Source organism: Sphingobacterium sp. B16(2022) (assembly GCF_012030425.1).
Classification (GTDB): Bacteria; Bacteroidota; Bacteroidia; order Sphingobacteriales; family Sphingobacteriaceae; genus Sphingobacterium; species Sphingobacterium anhuiense.
Map to the genome: position 1 here is coordinate 167,868 of NZ_JAAUVN010000002.1, position 23,331 is coordinate 191,198.

A 23,331-nucleotide genomic window follows, 5' to 3' on the forward strand; every position below is an offset into this window, starting at 1 on the left:
TGTTATGAATATAAAATATATTTTATTGAGTTTGGGACTACTAAGCTTCTCCTCATGTAATCACCTATTAGATGTTAAACCATATACATTTTCCAGCGGTGATAATTATTATGAAAATGAAGGACAAGTCCTTCGCGCTGTGAACGGGGTCTATGGCCGCTTACAAGGTTTGTACACCAGTGATTTTTGGGCGATGACTGAAATGGTTGCTGATAATACCAACTATCAATATGATGAAACCGATAGAGGGGCGCAACAAAGGGAAGAGATAGATGAATTTTTGATAACCTCTTCAAATAATTATATCAATACTGTATGGGCAACATTATACAGTGTTATACAAGAGTCTAATGTTATCCTTAGCCGAATTGATCAGGTTTCTTTTGCCGACGAAGGTTTGAAAAAGCGATATATAGGTGAAGTGAAGTTTTTACAGGCTTTCACCTACTTTCATTTGGTACGCTTATTCGGAGAAATTCCATTACACACGAAGGAAGTTGCGAATCCAACGGATGCTTTTACCAAAGGTAAGGCATCGGTCGAAGAAGTATACGGTGTAATTATACAACATGCTAAGGATGCAGTTGCAAATCTACCAAATAGCTATGATAAGAATAATGCCGGACGGATTACTAAAGGGGCTGCTTTGACGCTGTTGGGTGAGGTATACTTAACAAGAAAGCAATTTGCTGAAGCAGCTTCTACTTTTCAGGAGGTTACGCAATTGGGCTATGCTTTATTGCCTGATTATGCCAACTGTTTCAACCCGAATAATAAAAATAATGAGGAGTCTGTCTTTGAAGTGCAATATGATCAATCTGTTGAAGGTGAGAATAGTAATTTTATTTATATGTTCGGACCCCGAAATGGCAAGTTGAAGTTAGTGGGGTATTCTGGAAATCTTGGTGGATCTAATATTCCAACGCCAAGTATATATAACCTATATGAAGCGGGGGATTTGCGGAAGGATAAATCAATAGCCTTGTTCGATGATCCTTCAAATGCGTCCTATCAAGAGGCAATCGCTTTTGGTGGAAAAATGCCCTTCATCAAGAAATTTTATCATGCACCTTATATTGAAGATGGACGGTCCAATGAGAACTGGCCAGTATACCGATATGGGTATGTCTTATTGATGTTGGCAGAGGCGCAAAATGAGTCTGGGGTTGGAAATCCTTATCTAAACTTAAACTTGGTACGTAAACGAGCAGGATTGGAACCTTTATCAGGTTTGACCAAGGAAGGTTTACGGGATGCTATTGCAAAGGAACAGCGTGTCGAGGTTGCTTTTGAGAGCCATAGATGGTACCAGTTGTTACGTATGGGAAAGGCGGAAGAAGTCTTAAATGCTCACGGAGTGGAAGAGAAAAAACGTCTTTCGCGCTTAAGCTCGGCTTCCTATAATGTGCAGCCCTTTAAGTTATTGTTTCCTATTCCACAGCGTGAAGTGCTAACCAATGGGATTTCACAAAACACGGGGTATTAATCCATGATCTAAATCAAAACAATATATCAGCTTAACAAATAACAATGAGAAAAATTAATAACATGCAGCTCGTGTTGTTTGCCATTTTCCTGCTCATTTTGGCGGGGGCATGTCGTGAACAAATTAAAGATGAAGGTACTAAGGATGAGAATCCGAAGACTAAGAAAATTGTTTTACCTGAGGGTTTTGCAGTAGATCATATCTATAGCCCGTCGGATAATAAACAGGGATCATGGGTCGCGATGACCTTTGATGATAAGGGGAGGATGATTACCTCGGATCAGTATGGAGCATTGTTCCGTATCGAATTGCCACCTATAGGTTCAGATAGTACGATGAAACCTAAGATTGAAAAGTTAGATTTTCCATTAGATAATCCGGCTGATACTAGTTCGACGAAAGTAGGAATTGGATTTGCTCAAGGTTTGTTATGGGCCCACAACAGTCTATATGTGGTGGTGAACCATAATCCGGATGAGCAGCTTTCGAAAGGTAGTGGTTTGTACCGTTTACAGGATACAAATCAGGATGATAAGCTGGATAAGATTACACAATTATTGGCCTTAAATGGTGAGGGTGAACATGGACCGCATAGTGTTGTGCTTGGACCTGATTCGGCGATATATTTAATTGCGGGTAATCATACTGATTTGCCCAAGATGGATGCCTATCGTTTACCCTCAAACTGGCATCACGATAATTTGTTACCTCATATCGTAGATTCACAGGGTCATGCCACCGATCGTAAAGAGCCGGGGGGCTGGATTGCTAAAACTGATCCTGAAGGTAAGCACTGGGAGATGATTAGTGGTGGGTATCGAAATCCGTTTGATATTACTTTTAATGATGATGGCGAAATGTTTACCTACGATTCGGATATGGAATGGGATTTTGGGATGCCTTGGTATCGCCCAACAAGGATCTGTCATGTAACAAGTGGTGCTGAGTACGGATGGAGGACTGGTAATGCCAAATGGGATCCCAGTTACCCCGATAACCTACCGGGTACGCTGAATATCGGACAGGGCTCGCCAACGAATCTTCTCTATGCAAGCAAAGCGAAATTTCCGGATAAGTATAGAAATAGTCTTCTGGCATTTGACTGGAGTTTTGGTATTATCTATTCTGTTCAGTTAACACCAAAAGGAGCGACTTATGAGGCAAAAGCGGAAGAATTTATATCGGGATCTCCACTTGCATTGACATCTGGAGAGATTGGGCCTGATGGTGCTTTATACTTTTTGACAGGGGGGAGAAAGTTGGAGTCTGATCTTTATCGCGTGTATTATAAGGGACATGCTGATATTGAGCCTAAGAAAACGAAAAATGAAATTCCTAAGGGGATTGCCTTGCGTCGCGAGATTGAACAATTTCATAAACCATCTGCACCAGGCACTGCTGAGAAAGTGTGGAAATACCTTGGTGATCCAGATCGTTTTATTCGTTATGCAGCACGCATTGCAGTGGAGCATCAACCCGTGGATACATGGAAGCATCTTGTTTTTCAGGAAAAAAATGTACTCCGTCTCACCGAAGCGATGTTGGCTCTGGCCAGAAATGGAGATCAATCTTTACAAGCAGAAATGTTTAATAAGCTGGCAACTATTGACATTAGGAAGCTTCCGCAACAGATGCTTTTAAATCTCTTGCGTGTTTATGAGGTCAGTATAGCTCGAATGGGGACACCTGTTGAATCGCAACGTATTCTACTTTCGGAGCGATTAGCGGGTTTATATCCTTCGAAGATAAACCTTGTCAATCGTGAACTGGGAAAAGTATTGGTAGCTATTGGCGATGCGAGTGTTGTACCTAAGACTGTACCATTACTATACTCAGCAAAGGATGATTCGACCAATACCAGTTTTATGAGTTCTTCCAATCTTATTTTGCGTAATCCACAGTATGGTCTGGATATCGCTGACATGTTGGCCAATATTCCTCCTGCGCAACAGATATTTTTAGCAACGATGTTGAGTTCTGCACATACGGGTTGGACCCCAGAATTGCATGATGAATATTTCAAGTGGTTCTATAAAGGTTTTGGTTACAAAGGAGGCAATAGCTACATCGGATTTATTGATAAAGCCCGAAAAATTGCACTGAGTCATGTAAATAAGGATAAATTGGCCTATTACAGTAAGATTTCTGGTGATTCATTGGTTAATCAATCGGGTAATAGACTAGCCGAAAAAGTTCAGAATGCCAAAGGGCCAGGAAGAGATTGGAAGATCGATACAGCGCTCAAATATATTAATGATAATACTGAGATACGTGATTTCAAACGAGGGGGTGAGCTTTTTGTTGCCTTGCGCTGTGCTTCTTGCCATACTATGAAAGGTTCGGGTGGTTCGGTTGGACCTGATCTTACTCAACTGGGAACACGTTTCTCTCCTAAAGATATGTTGGAAGCGATGATTGAACCTAGCAAAGTGATTTCTGATCAATATGAATCTAAAGTTTTTCATCTGAAAGATGGAACTAAGCAAATGGGACGACTGATGGGTGAAAGTGAAAAGAGTTATACCATTTCGCAAAATCCTTATGCACCGCAGTTAACGAAGGAAATTGCAAAAAAAGATGTTCAGGACATCAAAGTCTCCGAAGTATCCATTATGCCTCCAGGGACTTTAAATGTCTTGAATCCTGAGGAACTACGGGATCTAATGGCATACCTCATGTCGGGAGGAAATGAGAATAGTGATGTATATAAAAAGAAAAATAAATAAAGTGGATTTTTCAAAGAAAGATTGGTTGGAAAAAGTGTCTCATGTGGCACAGGTCGGTGGTATCGAGACTTCGGTTTTGGATAATGGACGGGGACGTGGTACCCGTATTGCCTGGATAAATACAGGTACGGGATTGCGTTTTAAAGTTGTTATAGATCGAGCTATGGATATTGCGGATGCTTATTTCAACCAATTTAATTTGAGCTGGATCAGTAAGTTGGGTGTAACTGCACCGCAACCTTTTTCGGATAAGGGAGCAGATTGGTTACGCACTTTTGGTGGTGGATTGTTGGTTACTTGTGGACTTACTCATGTTGGTGGTCCTGAAGCGGATGTTTTTGGAAGTCGAGGACTACATGATCAGATTAGTAATATTCCCGCAGAAATTATTCATATAAAACAACCGGATTTGTTAAATGGAGATCTTGAAATATCGATCACTGGGAGGATACTACAGGGACATCCTCTTGGACATCCTCTTGAGTTGATTCGGACAATCCGATGTTACCTCGGGGATCCTACAATACATATTGAAGATGTGGTCCAAAATGTTGGTAATATGGATGCACCACACATGTTGCTCTACCACTTTAACTTTGGTTGGCCTCTTGTGGATGCGGGTACTCAATTACTTTGGAATGGAAAATGGCTGCCACGGGAATCAGGTGAATCCAATAAAATATTTAAAGCAGGCTATGATTTTAAAACCTGTCAAGAACCACGTGAAGATCATCGGGGAGCAGGAGAAGAAGCGGTGTTTATATCTCCTAAAAGCGATCAGAAAGGAAATAGCCATTGTGGGCTGTTTAATGAAAAGCTGGGTTTTGCGGTTGCGCTAACTTTTAAGAAAGAACAGCTTCCTTGGTTGACCAATTGGCAACACTGGGGCCCTGGGGAATATGTGACTGGATTAGAACCGGGTACAAATCCACCGTTGGGGCAAAAGATGATGCGTGAACGTAAAGAACTGATTTTTCTTAAACCTCAGGAAAAAAAAGTATATCAACTTTCTTTGAGCATATTAGATACACTTGAAGAAATTCAGGTCTTTAAAGATAACATGTAGATTATAAACATAAATACGATGGAATGGAAAATATAGAAAAAGCTTTTGAACAAGGTAAAGGGATTTTTAGATTGGCGCCAAACTGGGTGCCTAGGTCATTTTGTGTACCTGGAAGAAGGATAAAACTTCATCCAGACGATTATTATGTATTGGGTGGTGAACGTGGCGGTATCGATGAGCGGTGGCTGTCTTCTACTACCCCTGCGAAAAATGGTCCTTTGACGGGTGAATTTGAAGGTCTTAGTTTCGTGGTGTATGAACATGATGGTGAGATTAAACAACTTTTGTTGTCGGATTGCGTTTCTTATCTCAAAGAAAGATTGATTGGAAATCGTATCTGGTCTGATTACCAAAGCTGGCCTATGTATTCCAAATTCTTTGATAACATGGGGCCACTACCCCACCATATTCACCATAACGATGAGAAAGCGGCTTTGATTGGGCAAGCGGGCAAACCTGAAGCGTACTATTTTCCTCCACAGCTAAATAACCATGGAGGCGATTTTCCTTATACTTTTATGGGTATAGCGCCCGGAACCTCAAAAGCACAGATCAAAGAATGCCTGGAAAATTTCAGTAAAGGAGATAATAAGATCACAAATTACTCGCAAGCCTACCGTTTAGAACCTGGAACCGGCTGGGATGTCCCTCCTGGATTATTGCATGCTCCAGGTAGTATGTGTACATATGAACCACAAAAAGCTTCTGATGTTTTTGCTATGTATCAATCCTTGGTTAATGAGGCGATCATTCCAGAGGAATTGTTATGGAAAGGAGTTCCTGATAATAAGCAGGGTGATTATGATGCTTTAATGGACATTATAGATTGGGATCTAAATGTCGATCCCAATATGATGGAGAACCGATTTATGTACCCTAAACCGGTCAAGGCAATTGCTGAGATGGAGCAATCTGGTTATAGTGAGAAATGGATATGCTATAAATCGACAGCTTTTAGTGCAAAAGAATTGACTGTTTTTCCTGGTCAAACTGTTACGATCACCGATAATGCGGCTTATGGATTAATTATGATGCAGGGGCACGGTAAGTTGAATGATTGGACTTTGGAAACACCGGCTCTGATCCGTTATGGGCAGTTGACCTACGACGAATATTTTGTTTCAGAATCGGCTGCGATGAAAGGTGTCATCATTAAAAATGATTCGAAAACAGATCCGATCGTCATGTTGAAACATTTTGGACCTGATAATCCGGATTTGATAATGGAGTCTTAATTACTAAAGATAAAAAACGTACAGATGAGCAAGAACAATTTTCCAAAATTGCACAATGCGACCTGGCCAGGTATTGTAGGCAAGGGCGATCATGAGCCTATTATTTCTTTGGATGAGCTTTTAGAAAAAACAGCTCATGCTAATGTTGATGGTGTCAAGTTTGATGGCATTGATCTAGGTCTTTTCAATGCACATGTAAAATTAGATCCTACAGATGACAATGTCAATTTTGTTGTGGACAAAGTGGGGGGGTATAATTTAGAAATCGGTACTTTGATTGCACCGATCTGGCCACCTGATGGTGGTTCTGCGATGGGTACTCAAGCAGATAGGGATCGCTTTGTAGCTGTTGTGCAAAAGGCAAGTGAGTTTGGTTATAAACTAAGAAAACTAGGTATTCGAACTAATAACGTGATCCGGATCGACTCGGCTACCAGCGTAGCTGAATGGGCTAAAAATCCTCTTGAAAATACCAAAATAATTGCGGAAACATTTAGACGTGCATGTGACGTAGCAGCTACGTATGGAGAACGACTTGCTGCGGAAGGGGAAATCTGCTGGGGTGGCATGCAAAGTTGGAGAACGATGCTGGAAACGCTGGAGATGGTGGATAGGGATAATATGGGGTTTCAGGCAGATATGTCTCATACTTTTTTATATCTACTGGGGTATAATGAACCTAAGGACCGGATTCTTAAAACTGATTTTCAATGGGAAGATAGAGCCGAGCTGGAACGTGGTCTTCAATTCTTGACAGATAAGCTTCGTCCATGGACGATAGATTTTCATGTTGCTCAGAATGATGGAACCGTATTTGGCTCGGGTTCGCATGATAAAACGGGAAGACATTGTTTGCCGACTGATCCGAATGGTAAGCTAGATATTGTAAAGGATGCTGGATATTGGTTGCGCGATGAGAATGGTAACCCAAACAAAGTTTTCGACCACATTTGTTGGGATGGCTGTATGTTTCCAAATGAAGTGATGCATAAACAAGAGACCTGGAATTCAATTCTGGAAACCATGATTAAAGTGCGAAATGCACATGGATGGTCGGTGTAAAAGGTTATAGACTAATTGTTATGAAGAAAAAAGAACTTAGAATAGGATTGATCGGTTGTGGATTTATGGGAAGAACTCATTCCAATGGGTACAAGCGGGTTGGTGATTTCTTTCCTGATTTAGCATACAAACCTATTTTGAAAGCGGTTTGTTCTAGAAGTGAGGATAAGGTTATCGCTTTTGCTGAGCAATGGGGTTATGAATCTTATGAAACGGATTGGAAAAAATTAATCAGTCGTGATGATATTGATGCGGTTGATATTTGTACTCCGAATAATATGCACATGGAAATAGCTGTAGCTGCGGCAGCGGCAGGAAAAATGGTTTTATGTGAAAAACCTTTGTCTAGAAATCTTGAGGAAGGGGCGCAGATGGTCAAGGCTGTGGAAACAAGTCAAGTTAAGAATACGGTATGGTACAATTACCGCAGGCTGCCAGCTGTTACTCTAGCTAAACAGCTAGTGGAAAGTGGAAAGTTGGGTAAGATTTTTCATTATCGGACGAACTTTTTGCAGGACTGGACTATAAATGAAAATTTACCACAGGGAGGCCGAGCTTTTTGGCGTATGGATGCCGAAGCTGCAGGTTCTGGTGTGACAGGAGATCTTTTAGCGCACTGTATTGATTTGGCCATGTGGCTTAATGGTGGTATTAAAGATGTTTCTGCAATGACAGAAATTTTTGTGAAGCAACGTCTACGTGAGGAGACTGGGAAAATGGAAGATGTCAAAATTGATGACGCTTGTATATTTCACTGTCATTTTGATAATGGTTCCTTGGGATTATTTGAATCTACCCGCTATGCTCGAGGACATAAGGCGCTCTTTACATTTGAAATTAATGGTGAGAAAGGCTCATTACGTTGGGATCTGCATGATCTTAATAAATTGGAATATTTTAATAATGCGGATGAGTCAATCGTTAAAGGTTGGCGCTCGATTCATGTGACCGATGGTGATCAACCTTATATGGATAAATGGTGGGTACCGGGATTATCCATCGGTTATGAACACTCATTTGTTCATCAAGTAGCAGATTTTCTAAAAAGTGTAGAAACTGGTGAAGAATGTCATCCTAATTTTCGAGATGCCTATGAGACCCAAAAGGTGTGTGAAGCCGTTTTATTGTCTGCTAAAAACAAATGTTGGGCGGACACTGATGTAGATTGGAACAATTAATGTTAAATTAACTTTTAGCTCATAACAATGAACAAGATGATAAAATATGGATATCTGACTGCTACAGCTTCGCTTTTGATGCTGGCCTGCAATGCCGGAAATACGAAACATGATCAGGGGCAGCATACCGTTCTTGATAGTTCAGTACAAGAAGGGTTTGTCGCAATGCTTGATTCTAATACATTGAAAGGATGGGAGGGAGACAGTAGCTATTGGCGTATGGAGAGTGGTATATTGATTGGTGAAATTAAAGCTGATGCAGAACCTTTAAAGAATAATACTTTTTTAATCTGGAAAGGTGGTGAACCGGGGGATTTTGTACTAAAATCCCAATTCCGAATTTCTGCTGATGGCAATAGTGGTATCAATTATCGTAGTGAACGTTTTACGGAATTACCCTATGCACTGAAGGGGTATCAGGCTGATATTGATGGCCAACATCATTATACAGGTCAGAATTATGAGGAACGTAATCGTACTACGCTAGCTTATCGTGGACAGCAAACAGAGATACCGAATCCAACTGCAGGTGAATCTGGCGCTTCGAAAGGAAATGCCTGGAGTACCCTGATCGTGCGAGATACTTTGGCGACTGCTAAAGAATTGGCGGATGCGGTTAAAGTGGGCGATTGGAATGAAATTGAAATTGTTGCAAAGGGCAATAAGTTATCCCATTATATCAATGGAAAATTGATTTCTGAAGTTGTTGATAATGATGAGTTGCATCGGAAGCAAAAAGGGTTGATCGGTGTACAGGTTCATGTGGGACCACCGATGAAAATCGAATATAAAGATATGAAAATTAAAATGTTGGACTAAATTATCATAATCATTTTAAATAATTTTTTTAAAAAATGATTATATGGTCATTATGATCTGTGTTATATGCCGCATATTTAAATAGATTTTATGCATAACAATCTTTTGGTTAATTTACCTTAATTGCCAATGGATTTGAAATTAGGTTTAAGAACAAAAAGCGCAACTTCACGTTGTGCTTTTTGTTTATTTGTGTTTCTCATTTTTTAGGTTCCTCTCATAGGCCATTGAAATAGGACTAGCTCTCTTTATCTCTTAATACGAAGTGTTTTTGTCGAATTTTAGTTCAGTTATAAAAAGTTGGAAAGACCTTATAAATTTTACTAGTTTTGTTTCGTAAATTCTGAATCTCGTTTACTTTCTCCATTCAAATGAAGAGATCATACCCGGAAAGTATTTCATTAGTTTAGTAGATGTTCTATTTGAATGAATTCGGATAATGAAGTTCTCTTGTAATGGGGGAGTATTTCATATCTATTTTAATAAAGCAGGAAAGTACCTAAATAGAAAATTGTACTAGATTTAATATCCAAATTAACCATCAAAAATTAATGGCCAATACGTTATCTGTATATGTAAAGAATATCCTATATCGGCTTAGTAATGTAGGGGTTGACCCTGAAATGTCTTATGTTGAATCTCAGTATACTAAGCTGATCAATATCTTAAATTGGATAGGAATGTGCTGTATGCTTAGTTATGCTATTGTTAATTTCGGTAATGAACGTTATTTTCTTTCTTTTCTAAATTTATTGAATGTTTGCGATGCGACAACAGTGCTTATATTAAATAAGTATCGAAAGTATCTGAGTGCACGACTAGTAATGGTGATCTCAAGATTAATTATCTATACTGTGGCTGGATTGTATTTTCATAACGGTGGCGAATACTTTCTGGTGGCATTGCTGATCACGACCAGCTTGATGATTGATAACAAATGGATCAGGTTTTCTTTATGTTTTTTAATTTTTATAGCATGTGGGGCCGTGATTTTATTTCCTCAACCACCTTTACTGGGATCTCCCGTTCCTCCAGAACAGGCTTATGCTAATATGATTGTAGGGATTCTATTGATAGTCGGTGTGGTGAGTTTCTTTAAAAGTATCCAGGGTACCTATCAGCAAGAAATTGAAAAACAGCGTCAAGCCTTATTTTCTTTAAATAAGGATAAAGAAAAGATGTTTTCAATTTTGGCACATGATATTCGCAGTCCTATGGTAACACTTGAAAATTTACTGCAGATGTTTCATGAGGATTTGCTGACGCATAATGAAAGAATCGAAACTATCGGTCTTTTGAAAGATCAAGTCTCCCAATTGGGCTCGGTTATGGACAATTTATTACGATGGAGTGTGCGGGGGATGCAGGGAATTCAAACTATAAAAGTTACTTTTTTACTTCGGCCTTTAGTGCTGGAATTATTCCATTTTTTTGATTTCCTTGTACGACAAAAACAACTTACGGTTGATATAAATATTCCTGAGTCCATGAGTCTTTTTGCTGATTATGATCAGACGGCTGTTATCTTAAGAAACTTATTGAGCAATGCGATCAAATTTAGTGAGGTTTGCGGACGTGTAAAGGTTTTTGCCGATGTTAAAGGCAACATGATTGATATTTTTATTAAAGATGAGGGAATGGGAATGGATGACCGCCGAATAAATATGTTGTTTACCTCCTCTCAGTTATCTACAAAAGGGACGATAGGAGAAAGGGGGTTTGGTCTTGGGTTAATTCTTTGTGCTGAATTTATCCGATTGAATGAAGGAACTATTCGGGTAGAAAGTAAGTTAAATAAAGGTTCAGTATTTGCCGTTTCATTACCTAAAAATAGTTAGTAGTCCTTTTTTAATGGGGTATCAATATATTAAATAGAGACTTATTGACATATAAAACCACTTCAAGCGATAATTTCATTTTCCATTTTTTGAATAACTGGGGTTTATTAACTTGCATTTATTCTCTCTTGTGAGAATAAATGTATAAATTTATTATTTAAGGAATCTAGTTATATGAAAATCTTCAATATGGAAAAAAGGTTTTTAAGGTTAATTGAGTATTTATTCGTTTGAGATATGAAAATAAAATTTTTAGTATTTGAACTTTTTTTTAAAAAGTTTTTTTTAAATCATTAAACAAAATAACTAAATCTAATGTAAATAGTCAGTGTAGATCTACAAGTAATGATCTTCCAATTTATATTTAACATTTAAAAACACACGAATTATGGAGAAAAGTATTGTTCAAAAGGTTTTAAAATTCTGGTATTTACCTTTAATTGCTGGCATATTGTATATTATAGTGGGTGTCTATGCAGCGGCTGCACCTTTTAGCTCTTTTCTGGCTTTGAGTATATTTTTAAGTGTCGGGATTTTGATCAGTGGCGTATTTGAATTGTTTTATGCATTATCGAACCGTAAGAACAGTGATAATTGGGGTTGGCATTTGGTTGGTGGTATGCTGAATTTGTTTATTGGTGTATTGCTTATTGCCAATACGGGATTGACAGCATTGATGTTATCGGTATTTATTGGAGTTTGGTTATTATTTAGATCTATTGCTACGATAGCTAATGCATTTGAGATCAAACGTGCTGGAATTGGTAATTGGGGCTGGATCTTGTTTACCGGTATCTTGGGAGTTTTGTTTTCATTCTTGTTGCTTTGGAACCCCTTAATAGCAGGTATTACCATTGGTATCTGGATGGGGATAGGATTAATAACGGTAGGGGTCATGCATGTAGTATTAAGCCTTATTGGTCGAAGATTAAAGAAAATCAATGAAAATCTGGATAATAGAGACAATCGCTATAGCGAAATAAATTAGATTTTGGAATAAAAAGCGCAACACCCTTTGCGCTTTTTAATTAAGTCAATTGTCGATAAATTCTACTTAGTATAACAGATACATGATAAGTGTTGTATATGTTCTTGATTTTTACTGTAAAATAGAGTCCTGCTCATTTGAACTCACTTTTATGTCCGGTTCGGGCTTATAAAAATGTTTTTTTAGTTTCCAAATAGGTAAATAAGTGAACAGAACGGATAATATACCCGCAAGGACACCATCTAGAATTGCCATTGCTAGCGGATCTAATTTGTAATATTTTGATAAGCTGAACTGTGCAAAGAGTAAGAAACTTAAAATCAAGAGACCCGTTACTACGGCGTGTAGAATACCTAACCTAGCCATAAACTTATTTTTATTCAATTCGTCAGCAATACGGTATTCAATGGCACCTTGATCTGCGGCCACTGCTACTCTTTTGATGATATCGACTGTTAGAATCAGCGGTAGAAATATGGCCATAGGCAACGTTAGACGTGCAAGACTTTGCGGTCCTTCAAAAAAATGTGTAAATCCAATTTCCTGAAAACTAGCATAAGCCACGAGGGTATTGAACAGGATGTTGGGAACAACATAATAGATCATACGTTTTCTTAAAAAGCGGCTAAGCGTTGTTTTCGCTATTTTTTTAGGACGAGGGGTGGGAAATTTAAATTTCATAAAGGCTCGTTTAATAATTGCGTCGCTTGATCTTTAATTGCAATAGCTTGATCTTTAGTTAGAAAATCGGCATTAGACATCAATATGAAATCCATTTGGTTCTTAAAAGTGCTTATAACCAGTGTGTTCGGGTTGAGCCAAGGAAACGCAACTGTAGGACTATATAGTGTTTCAAGTTCAAAATTTTTGAAGTTATCTGGTATATTGAGTTTACCCATATTGGACAGGGTTATATCATGACCACCTGGAGCTGATCGCAGTATGGCTATCATTTTCTGGACAATGGGGTGCATTTGTTCGCCTACCCAAAGAAGTTCTCTTACGTTCATTTTGTTTATTTTATGCAGGAGGTCTTGTTTGATTCTTTTTGCATTTTCTAATAGACTTCCTGATTTCAACGTGAGTTCGACTGTAGGTGCAAATGCAAATACATGGTCTTCTTTGATTTCTGGTATAAAGTGACGGATATCAACAGGGCTAATTACTTTGCCCTTGGCACTCTTCCCTTGTATTTGTTGAAATGCCTGCATAAAGACGGCGCAAATAAAAGTATGTACCGAGATACCATTCGTTTTACATTTTTTAATGATTTGATTGGTAGTTTGCAGATCTAATTTCCAGTGTAGGGCATAATTGGCGTCCGAAGCTTTTTTTTTGCTGCATCGTTTTATTAGAAAAAATAATCGCGCTAACCCTAAATAGAATTCTGATTTGAACTTTTTGTTTTTACTGCTGTATTCCACAGGCAGGAATTCATGGATAGACTGGTAGGGCTTGTACGTTTCTAATGATAACGATGGGTCATCCAGTAAACAAAGAAACTCGCGCATTAAGTTGGCGATTGTTGTGCCATCACAGATGCAGTGGGGCATGACCCAAAGAATCTCGGATACGCAGTCGCTTTTGAGCCAAACTAGTTGTGCTAATGGTTTGTTTTTTTCTACAAATAAACGATACCATTCTTTTTCCGATTCGGTAAGCCAATCCTGATCCGTTTTTCGTTCAATGATACGAAGTGGGATGGAGTCAATATTTTTCTGTTCAACAAAGAGTGGTTGCTTCTCGTTGCTATTATCTATTGTTGCTCTTAGTAATGCATGCTTTTTTTGTATTTTAACTAAGGCGGTATGTATCTGTGCTTCTGATAATTCTCCTTTGATTTTTGCTGTAAAAACAGCATTTAAAGGTGTAGTAGAGTCCACATACATGATCCTCTCTACCATCAATAATTTTCTCTTTATCATGCTGTTATCAAAGAATCTAGTTGTAGTTGGATCGTTTGGTTTATTTCATCTCGCATAGCTAATGCTTCTGCATGTGGTAAATATCCTTCGCTTGCAACAAAGGAAAAATCCATTTCGTCTCTAAAGGTGGATGTTACAAGTGTAGTCGTATTTCCCAATGGACCGATGACAGTTGGACTGAAAATAGTGTCCAATGTAAAGGATTTATACTCATGTGGAATTTGAATGCGACCTAAATTTGAAAACATACAATCATTCGATGATTTTCCATTTTTTAATAACTTGGTGAAATTATCTAAAGCATCATGTGCTGATTCCATAACCATCATGGTGATGTAGGGATTGAGCTTAGTGGTTTTGCGGTCTACGCTTTCTTGCATGAAATGTAGATTGTCTTCGAAACTTATCTTTTTATTCGAGGATAATACTATCATGAGTCCAAATGCAAAAAGATGATCGTCCTTTATCTGTGGGGCAAATCTTCTAATATCCACAGGACAGGAGACTTTGTTGAAAGCTGCCTTTCCTCTTACTTTTGAAAATGCTTGAAGTAAGATCGCACATAGGAATGTGTTGACTGTGAAACCTTTTGATTTGCAATGGGTGATGATTTGTCTGCTTAATTCTTTGTCAAATTTCCAGTGAATCAGGTAGTCTTCTTTACGTTCGACTGTTCTTTTGCCAATAGGAATAAATTTAATAGCAGTAGCGGCCAAACGGCCGATGAACTTGGCTTTGAACTTTTGTTTACGACTAGCAAGTAAGTTTTGAGGAACGACGTCCTGAATACCAAATATGGGCTTCTCTATACCAATATCCACAGTAGGGTTGTCCAGTACGACTAGAAATTCGCGCAACAAGGACATAGCAGAACCACCATCACATATACAGTGGTGAAAAACCAACAGCATATCGGAAACTTCTTGTCCTTTTATCCAGATGAATCTTATCAGGGGCAGTTTATGACCATCAAATGATGTATTCCATTCTTTTTTTGATTCATGTAACCAATCATCATCTGTTTTTCTGGTTATTACGCGTATTGGTATTGGAATATCCTTTTGGGGTACTTCAAACCAAGGTATTTGTTTTTGATCATGACTAATAAGTGCTTTTAGCCAAGGATGTTTTTCTTGAATTCTAAATAAAGCATGTTGAATGGCTGCTTCGTCAAACGATCCTTTTAGTCTAAATGGAATAACCGCATTGAAGGGTTCTGTTCCATCACCCAAAAGCATACGTTCTCCAAATAACAATTTTCTTTTCATACCTTATACTGTCGCTAATGTTGCTTGTTCTTTTTCTGCAAAATTTTCTAACAATGCTACCGCTTTGTCATTCCCGCCAGCAGCGGTAAAGGTGTTTAACACTTCTTTAGCAGCATCTCTGTATTTAGGATTTTCCAATAATTCAAAAACGGTTTCACGTAGTGCTTCTACTCGTAATCGTTTGTATCGGATACTGATACCACAACCTGCTTGTTCAATTAATTTTGCGATATGAAAATGATCATAGGCAATCGGAGTAATTAACATCGGCAATCCATTGCGGAAAGTATCATTAACCGTATTGAAACCACCATGACAGATAACCATATCCATGTGTGGCATTAATGCTGATTGGGGTACAAAACTGCTTACGATAAAATTGGAAGGCCATTCGTCAAAAATTTCGGGTGGAGTAGCTGCTACAATAGTGACTGGTTGATCGGCAAAGGCTGCAATGATTTTTTCAAAGAAGGCTTTTCGAATATCGACCAACAGGGTACCTAATGATACAAATATTTTTGGTGTGGTAGATGCATTTAACTTTTCCCAATCAAAAGGTGCATCGTTGGGACGTCCTTTTACTGGACCGACAAATTTCATGTGCGGTGGAACGGTATCAAAACCGGCAAAAGCCTGTGAGGTAAATACCATATTTAATTTATGCGAATGAATAAAAATTCCTTCATCATAAATGCCCACTTCTTTTTGGAGTCCTTTGATCAGATTTTGCTGCCATTCGAATATTTTGGGTGCGCTCTTTTCGGTATCACCCATTACATCCGGAGGGACAGGAGTAGTCGTAACGCAAGGAATATTGTGTTTGTGCGCAAAAAGTGCTCCTCCAAAAGTAATACAGTCATTGATGATGACATCAGGTTGCCAGTTTTGCGTTAGACGCGTTAATCCTGGCATCATCATTTTGGCAAATGGAACATATGTTTCCTCTAATGCTAGTTTCATGACTTCAGGACCTGAACAGGCTGGGCCGTCATCCTGTCTTTTTAGAATACGTTTAATTTCATTCTGATGCGGAATAAGTTCTTCTTCAGGATAATAATAAGATCCTCCTTCTGGAATATGTTTGCTGTCCAATGGGGTAATACCAAACCATTTGACTTCGTGGCCACGGGCAATAAGACTTGCTCCTACGCTCAATGTCGGGCTGATATGTCCAAAAAACGGAGGGATAACAAATAAAAATTTAGATTTTATCATGGATTTAGCTGTTATGGTCGTGATTGTTTGTTCTAATAAGTCTGCAGCTGTGGAAGTGCCACCAGCATCAATAAATGATTGACCAACGGATTGAGCAGCTTTGCGATAACTTGGATCATCCAAGATGGTGTAAACGGCATCTTTTAAGTGATGCGATTTAAATCTGTTAAAATTTAAACGTTCACCAGCACCTGTACGTACGACACGACCAGCTACATGCGATTGGTCGTATGCAATCGGGATAACAACTAGTGGTAAGCCATGAATTAATGTTTCGGAAACTGTATTGTGACCACCATGACAAACAACAGCATCTAAATGTGGTAAGAGCTCCAATTGCGGTACTTGCTCATAGACGATGAAATTATCTGGCCATTGGTCAAAAAGCTTAGGATCTGATACGACTACTGCCATAATTTGTTCGTCTTGGAATGCATCAATTATTTTTTGAAAAAATGCTTTTTTATGGTCATGATCGAAAGTTGTACCAATACTGACCAAGATCTTTCTATTGGTATCTTTATGAAATGTATCCCAATCAAATTGACTTGATGTTCGGCGCGTTGTCAAAACAGGACCCGTAAATTGATAATTTGAAGTTAGTTCCATTTCACCAAAGAAATCTTTGGATGTCAAAACAAGCGTCATTAAATCAGAACAGGCCAATGAATGCGCGTCAAGAATTCCTAATTCTTGCTGTAATGCCACGATTTGATTGACTTCCCATTCGTGAACTTTTGGCAGTTCATTCATGATTTTAATAGCTGCTGGAGCTGTAACAGTGGTACAATATGGGATTCCAAGTGTTTTTGCCGCAATTGGACCTGCAAATAATTGCTGGTCTGAAATGATCAAATCTGGTTGGAATGCTTTTAATAAGGTAATGATACCGTTATAGCAGTGTCTATTTAGGGGGATGAGAACGTCTTCGTATAAAAACTTGATACTATCGATACCATAAACGACCTTTCGGGAAATGATGTCCAGGTATTGTTCACTTGCCTGTTTTTCATCATCCGTTTGATCATATTGAATGAGTAGTAGTTGTCCGCCTTCTGGAAGCTTGGAAATCAGGTTTTTATCGAGGCTGATCCATGCAACTTCATGCCCTCTATGCAGTAATTCGGCACCGATACTTAAGGTTGGATTGACATGGCCTGTTAAAGGTGGAACAACGAATACATATTTAGCCATAATTTTTGATAAAGATGTTGGTGAAAAAATGAACGATGGTTTCTGCTATACGAGTAGGTTCTTGTATAGGAATGTTATGATCACCCGGTATTAACTTAAGTGATGCATGATTGATCTGCTCTTTTAGCCATTCGCCAGTTGGTCTGCAATTTGAATCAGCTCCATACAGCAATAGGGACGGCATGGGCAATTGCGCATGACGAATGTCTTCTAGAAAATGCTTCTCCGTGACCATATCTGTTTTGATACTGGTTTGTTGAAACAAGAATTCATATTGACGATGGTTTTTTTCCATCTGTCTTTTACCCATTTTGACTTTAGTCGTATCGGTAAAGTTAGCGACGTAGTGTTCCAGAAATTCCTTACTGTACTCTTCGATGATATCACGTGCTTTCTCATCTTGTGGATCAGGAGCTTCCATGATAACGAGTTTCTGTATGCGACTTGGGCTGATTATAGCGGTTTTTAAGGCAATAAGACCTCCAAAGCTATAACCAACTAGGAATACTTGCTCGAGCTGCAGATGATCCATCAGGTCTAACAGGTCCGTCGCCATATGATCCAGATCATAGCCGGTCAAAACACGTTCGCTCATTCCATGACTTTTCAAGTCATACATCACCACGTGAAAGTGCTGCGCCAAGATTGGCGCAATATTAAAATAATAAACAGAAAGATTGCTAAACATACCGTGGATCAATACCACGGTTTGCTTAGCACCTTTGTTTAGCTCTTGTATATGAACTTTTTTGTTGTTTATGTCAATTATTGGCATTCGTAGATATAGTTGATAATCATGCGGAGGTCAAGGTTGATCAATTGATCTAGATCCATAGAAGATAACCATCCTGTAAAATCGATTTGATCGCCAAAATATGTTTTGATTTTCTCTGAAAATGATACAATCTCAATACTGTCCATTTCCAGATCTTTTGTAAAAGAGCTTTCAGGAGTGATATCCATTTCTTCTACAAATTCTTCACCTATTACTTCTGTAATAAAACCTTTTAAAAGTGTGAATAACTCTTCGTGGTTCATTTTTAATGTTGGGTTTACAGTGTCCATCCGATAATATAATTATTATGTTTTATAGTTTTAATTTCAATATTGTTGATCCACAGGTGATCGTCAAGAATTTTTTCGACAGCATATGCTTTGGGATTTCCCTGTAGTCCTTTACCGATGAATTTTCCATAGGCTTCTTTGGCTACCCAAAAGCGGGTCGTCCACTCTGCTTGATTTCTCTCTTTTAATAATTGGAGCTCAGCATCGGTAAATACCAGTGGATAGAATCCAGCGCTACGTTCTTCTATAATCTCCATATCAATACCTACTGGTCTATCATAGCGTGCAATAGCAACGGCGTCTTTTCCTTTGTGGGCTAATGAAACGTGGATGTTATCCGTAGCCTCACCAATAAGATAGGGTTTACCTGCTTCATCAGTACTTATTTCAAAAGTAATGGGGTAGTGTGCATCTCCTTTTTGTTTGAGTAAAAGGTGACGAACAGCATCTTTTACTGCTACTCGACTAACCATCCAGGTTTTTCGTTTATTGGGCATCAACTTCGCGTGGTGTTGTTTCTCTGTTTGGTTGAAATAACGCTTAAGTACAAAATCCCAAGATGCAACTCGAGAGTAAGCTTGGTGGAAATAGAATACTTCAGGAGTTATTTGCTCAGATAAACGGTTATGCGAAGGGGACATGGAAACGTTCCATAAGGCGTCATCAATTTCCAGTCTTCGGTTTTGCCATCCACTGATCGCACACCATACTTTTCCATCTCGCTTGAGTATGATTTCTCCAATAGCAAATTCTGCATTTAACTCCGTCAGCATACAGGTACATTCAAACATACCTTCTTGGTCAAGCATCTCTTCGAAGAATTCAATTTCTCTGATTTTAACAGGAAAAGCGATCCGATCTTGCGTTAAAGTGAGCTGTAACCACAAACCAAATAACTGGCCTGCATTGTCCAATAATGATCCTTTCCCCCCATTACCTTTAATCATACCAATGATACCTTTGGTTCCAACGGCCATAATTTCTGTGATACCCTGATAGGCTTGTCCATGAAACATATGATTTTCATAGATTTCTTCAGGTGTTCTATGGATTGGTAACAAATCTCCAATAGATAAATTGAATGCAGGTACTGGTATTGCTGAACTTTTTAAAAGGACCTCGGCATTCGCAAAATTTTCAATATCTAGATAGGCATGATGTGATGCTCGCCATTCACCTTTTATGGTTTTCTCAAATGTCTTTGCCACATTCATCCATTGGAATACATTCACATGCTTAATTTTATGTACTTGTGTTCCTGGTATTTCAGCCTGTGCTGTTTCCGCTAGTAGCTCAAAGATCATCGTCATCGGAATGACCGGTTCCATATCTGAAACAGGTGTCCAACCAGCAGGCTGTCTAAGCAAACTATGATCGATTAAATACGGATCGCTGTCTAAACTGACTTGTAAAAGTTTAGTGAAACTTGTACTTGCTAGTGCATGAACGACACTTACGCTTGAAGGTGAGTGCGCTGTATCTGGAGTTAGGGGAGCAGTGGTACTGTTCAATAAATTGTTCTCAGAACGCTGTTGGAAAAGAGCCAATACTTCTTCTTGCATACTGATCATATCTGCTATGTTTTCCTGAAAGGCTTGGACAAGCGGATGACTAACTTTGCTAGTTGTAGCACGTAGTGGTGCTGCTGTTCCAAATGATTTGGCTAAGGACTTAACTTCGTTAAAGTTCCGGATAATCGGTAAACCCAGTTGAAGTTTTATGCTGTTTGCTGTTGACTTTGTTGTTGTGGTTGCGTGCAAATCTAGAAAATCTAGTGCGACGGTCTTACCTTCAACAAAAAGAGCACTGATGACACGTTGTAACTGGGCCAGTGCTGAACGAGTAGGACCGCTTGACGTAATTGTACTGAATGGTTTACCTTTTAATGTGTCATCAATAAAACCGATTAACCCGCCGGCACCGACCTGAATAAAGAAGCGTGCGCCCTCTTCATAGAGTTTTTTAGTCAGTTCTCGAAAACGAACCGGTTGTACAAGATGCTCGGCACTTAATTTTCTGATTGCATTTTGATCCTTTGGATAGGGTGCTAAGGTTGTTGCTGACCATAAGGGAATTTTTGTCTCTTGGAAACGAACCTGATCCATACCCGCTAAGATCACATCAAGCTTGTCGGCCACAAATGGTGTATGAAAACCTGACTGGAAGGGCAATATCTGGTGAAATATCTGGTTCGATTTTAATATAGGCACCAAAGTATCTAGAGCAGTATTGCTACCGCAAAGGATGACTTGGTGTGGGCAGTTATCATTCGAAATATAGAGATTAGGTATCTGCTCAATAATGGGTGATATCTGTTCAATACCCGTACCGATCGCAATAAATTTTGAATCTTTTAATTCAAAAGTTGATGGATGGAGTACATTGATCAAGGCTGTTACAGAGCTCGCTTCTGCCAATTCGGATGAGTAGCCCGCAAGCCATTCGCCCAAACTATGTCCAGCATTCATATCAGGGTATATGCCCAATTTTTTTAAAGCGCTATCCAGTATGCTACACTTATTAAAAATAGCTAATGCTTCTGTTAATAATCCTTCACCCTCAGTTTCGATGGGTGCTGTCAATCCAAAATAACGGCTCACAGTATCTACTTCGCCTTTTGCAAGGCCATCTAAGCCTGGGAATACGAAGGCAATTTTGCCACCATTTTTTAGTAGAGGTGTTGCGGTATACCAAATATCCTGTTTGCTGCGCCACGGGTTGCCTTTAGAGACAATCTTCACTGCTTTTTGTATTCGTTCTGGAGTCGGGTCGAAGATTGCAATCCGATGGTCACCTTCACCGACTGTATGCTCGTTGTTTTGCAAAGCTATAAGAAGTTCCTCTTGACTGTTTCTCGCAAGAAGCAGAACTGGATCTTTTTTCGGCATATCATAGCCTTCAAGCACGACATGCGCGTTGATACCACCAAATCCAAAAGCATTGACAGCCGCTATTTTAGGCAAACCAGTCTGAGACCAGTTTTTAACATCCTGTACAGGAGCAAATCGGGTGAGCTGCATGTCTGCGTTTGGATCTTCGCAGTACAGTGTCGGTGGTAAAATGTCATGATGAAGTGCCAAACAGGTTTTGATCAATCCTGCTATACCTGCAGCAGGCATGGCGTGACCTATGTTTGATTTGACAGAGCCAATACCAGCGCTTTGAGCATCGTCATCCTTTCCGAAAAATTGCGCTAAAGTCTGCAGTTCTGTTTTATCTCCAAGGGGTGTTCCTGTACCATGTGCCTCTAAATATCCGATTTGTTTTTCATCGAGATTGGCATTGCTCCAAGCTTGTTGAAGAGCTTTTAACTGACCTTTGACAGATGGACTCATGACGCTAGTGCCACTACCATCACTACTCACACCTACACCTTTTATGACAGCATATATTTTATCTTGATCCTGAATCGCATCTTCTAATCGTTTTAAAACAACAAAACCGCAACCTTCACCGATCAATAACCCATCGGCATCTTTACTGAAAGGTCTGATTTTTTCTTGTCTGGATAAGGCGCCTAGTTGTGTGAAAATACTCCAAAAGGCTGCATTTTGACCTGTATGTACACCACCGGCGACAACCATATTGCATCGTCCTCGGTGGAGTTCCTGTACCGCATGGTCAACAGCAATTAGCGCACTGGCACAAGCAGCATCGACTGTAAATGCAACACCACCTAAATTGAAGCGGTTGGCAACTAGAGAAGCGACCAAATTGGGAATTAATCCCATGGCTGTATCGGCACTAAAGCGTCCTTTACGTTCCTGAAAAGCTTGTTTGACTTTTTCTAGGTCTGCTGAAGATACTTCTGGCAGTAGCTCTTGTAGTAAAGAAGAAATCTGTTCACCGGTACGTACGATCTCAATAGCACGAGTCGCACCTGGGCCAGCATAGTTTCCTTTACCAATGATGATACCGGTTTTCTCAAGTGATACCTGTTTACGGAATACACCCGCATCTTCCAACGCTTTTTGTACGAGATCGAGTGTTAATAGGTGGTCAGGCTCAGTACCTTCCACTGCCAACGGTAAAATACCGAAGGCAGTTGGGTCAAAAGTATAGTCTGGGATAAAACCACCTCGCTTACAATAAAAGCGATCTATTGCATTGCTGTTTTTACTAAAATGAACGGGGTCGATCCGATCTTCTGGAGCTTCTTGCGTCGCATCAACTTTATTGACAATATTTTGCCAAAAAGTAGCTGCATCTTTTGCTCCGGGGAAGACACATGATAGTCCAACGATCGCAACATCTGTATTTGTCATA

16 protein-coding genes are annotated in these 23,331 nt (G+C 39.3%); 9 read left to right on the forward strand and 7 right to left on the reverse strand.

The window, feature by feature from the left end:
• The first annotated feature begins 4 nt into the window (after positions 1 to 4).
• The 9 genes from HCX49_RS11180 to HCX49_RS11220 all read left to right on the forward strand — a co-directional run bounded on the left by HCX49_RS11180 (position 5) and on the right by HCX49_RS11220 (position 12,398).
• A complete protein-coding gene (locus HCX49_RS11180) occupies positions 5 to 1,486 on the forward strand; it encodes a RagB/SusD family nutrient uptake outer membrane protein (protein ID WP_168127131.1) in 1,482 nt (493 codons plus the stop codon).
• A 44-nt stretch (positions 1,487 to 1,530) separates the two neighbouring features.
• Positions 1,531 to 4,212: a c-type cytochrome gene (locus HCX49_RS11185; RefSeq protein WP_168127132.1), complete on the forward strand. Its 2,682-nt coding sequence runs from the start codon at positions 1,531 to 1,533 to the stop codon at positions 4,210 to 4,212.
• A 1-nt stretch (position 4,213) separates the two neighbouring features.
• A complete protein-coding gene (locus HCX49_RS11190) occupies positions 4,214 to 5,278 on the forward strand; it encodes an aldose 1-epimerase family protein (protein WP_264599364.1) in 1,065 nt (354 codons plus the stop codon).
• Positions 5,279 to 5,301: 23 nt separating this feature from the next.
• Complete coding sequence (locus tag HCX49_RS11195) at positions 5,302 to 6,513, forward strand: hypothetical protein (protein WP_132770908.1); 1,212 nt, start codon at positions 5,302 to 5,304, stop codon at positions 6,511 to 6,513.
• A gap of 24 nt (positions 6,514 to 6,537) precedes the next feature.
• Positions 6,538 to 7,575 carry a TIM barrel protein gene (locus HCX49_RS11200; protein ID WP_132770907.1) on the forward strand — a complete coding sequence of 346 codons (1,038 nt, stop codon included), beginning with the start codon at positions 6,538 to 6,540 and terminating at the stop codon, positions 7,573 to 7,575.
• 20 nt (positions 7,576 to 7,595) lie between these two features.
• Positions 7,596 to 8,753: a Gfo/Idh/MocA family protein gene (locus HCX49_RS11205; protein ID WP_206368406.1), complete on the forward strand. Its 1,158-nt coding sequence runs from the start codon at positions 7,596 to 7,598 to the stop codon at positions 8,751 to 8,753.
• A 27-nt stretch (positions 8,754 to 8,780) separates the two neighbouring features.
• Entirely contained in the window at positions 8,781 to 9,572 is a 792-nt protein-coding gene (locus HCX49_RS11210) for a DUF1080 domain-containing protein (protein ID WP_132770905.1), read from the forward strand.
• Between the two features lie 551 nt (positions 9,573 to 10,123).
• Positions 10,124 to 11,410 (forward strand): sensor histidine kinase, encoded by a 1,287-nt coding sequence (locus tag HCX49_RS11215; protein WP_132770904.1) that lies wholly within the window; start codon positions 10,124 to 10,126, stop codon positions 11,408 to 11,410.
• Between the two features lie 388 nt (positions 11,411 to 11,798).
• Positions 11,799 to 12,398: an HdeD family acid-resistance protein gene (locus HCX49_RS11220; protein WP_132770903.1), complete on the forward strand. Its 600-nt coding sequence runs from the start codon at positions 11,799 to 11,801 to the stop codon at positions 12,396 to 12,398.
• Positions 12,399 to 12,509: 111 nt separating this feature from the next.
• Here the strand turns inward: HCX49_RS11220 and HCX49_RS11225 are convergent, their stop codons facing one another.
• Genes HCX49_RS11225 through HCX49_RS11255 form a run of 7 tightly spaced genes read right to left on the reverse strand, consistent with a single transcriptional unit; the run spans position 12,510 to position 23,330 of the window.
• On the reverse strand, positions 12,510 to 13,079 hold the full coding sequence (locus tag HCX49_RS11225; protein ID WP_132770902.1) for a hypothetical protein: 570 nt from the start codon (positions 13,077 to 13,079) through the stop codon (positions 12,510 to 12,512).
• Complete coding sequence (locus HCX49_RS11230) at positions 13,076 to 14,323, reverse strand: condensation domain-containing protein (RefSeq protein ID WP_132770901.1); 1,248 nt, start codon at positions 14,321 to 14,323, stop codon at positions 13,076 to 13,078. Before HCX49_RS11230 ends, HCX49_RS11225 begins: the two co-directional genes overlap by 4 nt.
• Positions 14,320 to 15,591: a condensation domain-containing protein gene (locus HCX49_RS11235; RefSeq protein ID WP_132770900.1), complete on the reverse strand. Its 1,272-nt coding sequence runs from the start codon at positions 15,589 to 15,591 to the stop codon at positions 14,320 to 14,322. The genes HCX49_RS11230 and HCX49_RS11235 overlap by 4 nt, the downstream gene beginning before the upstream one ends.
• Before the next feature lie 3 nt (positions 15,592 to 15,594).
• Positions 15,595 to 18,000 carry a glycosyltransferase gene (locus HCX49_RS25575; protein WP_132770899.1) on the reverse strand — a complete coding sequence of 802 codons (2,406 nt, stop codon included), beginning with the start codon at positions 17,998 to 18,000 and terminating at the stop codon, positions 15,595 to 15,597.
• Entirely contained in the window at positions 17,993 to 18,775 is a 783-nt protein-coding gene (locus HCX49_RS11245) for an alpha/beta fold hydrolase (protein ID WP_132770898.1), read from the reverse strand. Before HCX49_RS11245 ends, HCX49_RS25575 begins: the two co-directional genes overlap by 8 nt.
• Positions 18,766 to 19,065 carry an acyl carrier protein gene (locus tag HCX49_RS11250; protein WP_033564928.1) on the reverse strand — a complete coding sequence of 100 codons (300 nt, stop codon included), beginning with the start codon at positions 19,063 to 19,065 and terminating at the stop codon, positions 18,766 to 18,768. Before HCX49_RS11250 ends, HCX49_RS11245 begins: the two co-directional genes overlap by 10 nt.
• Positions 19,053 to 23,330: a type I polyketide synthase gene (locus HCX49_RS11255; RefSeq protein ID WP_168127133.1), complete on the reverse strand. Its 4,278-nt coding sequence runs from the start codon at positions 23,328 to 23,330 to the stop codon at positions 19,053 to 19,055. Before HCX49_RS11255 ends, HCX49_RS11250 begins: the two co-directional genes overlap by 13 nt.
• Between the last annotated feature and the right edge of the window lies 1 nt (position 23,331).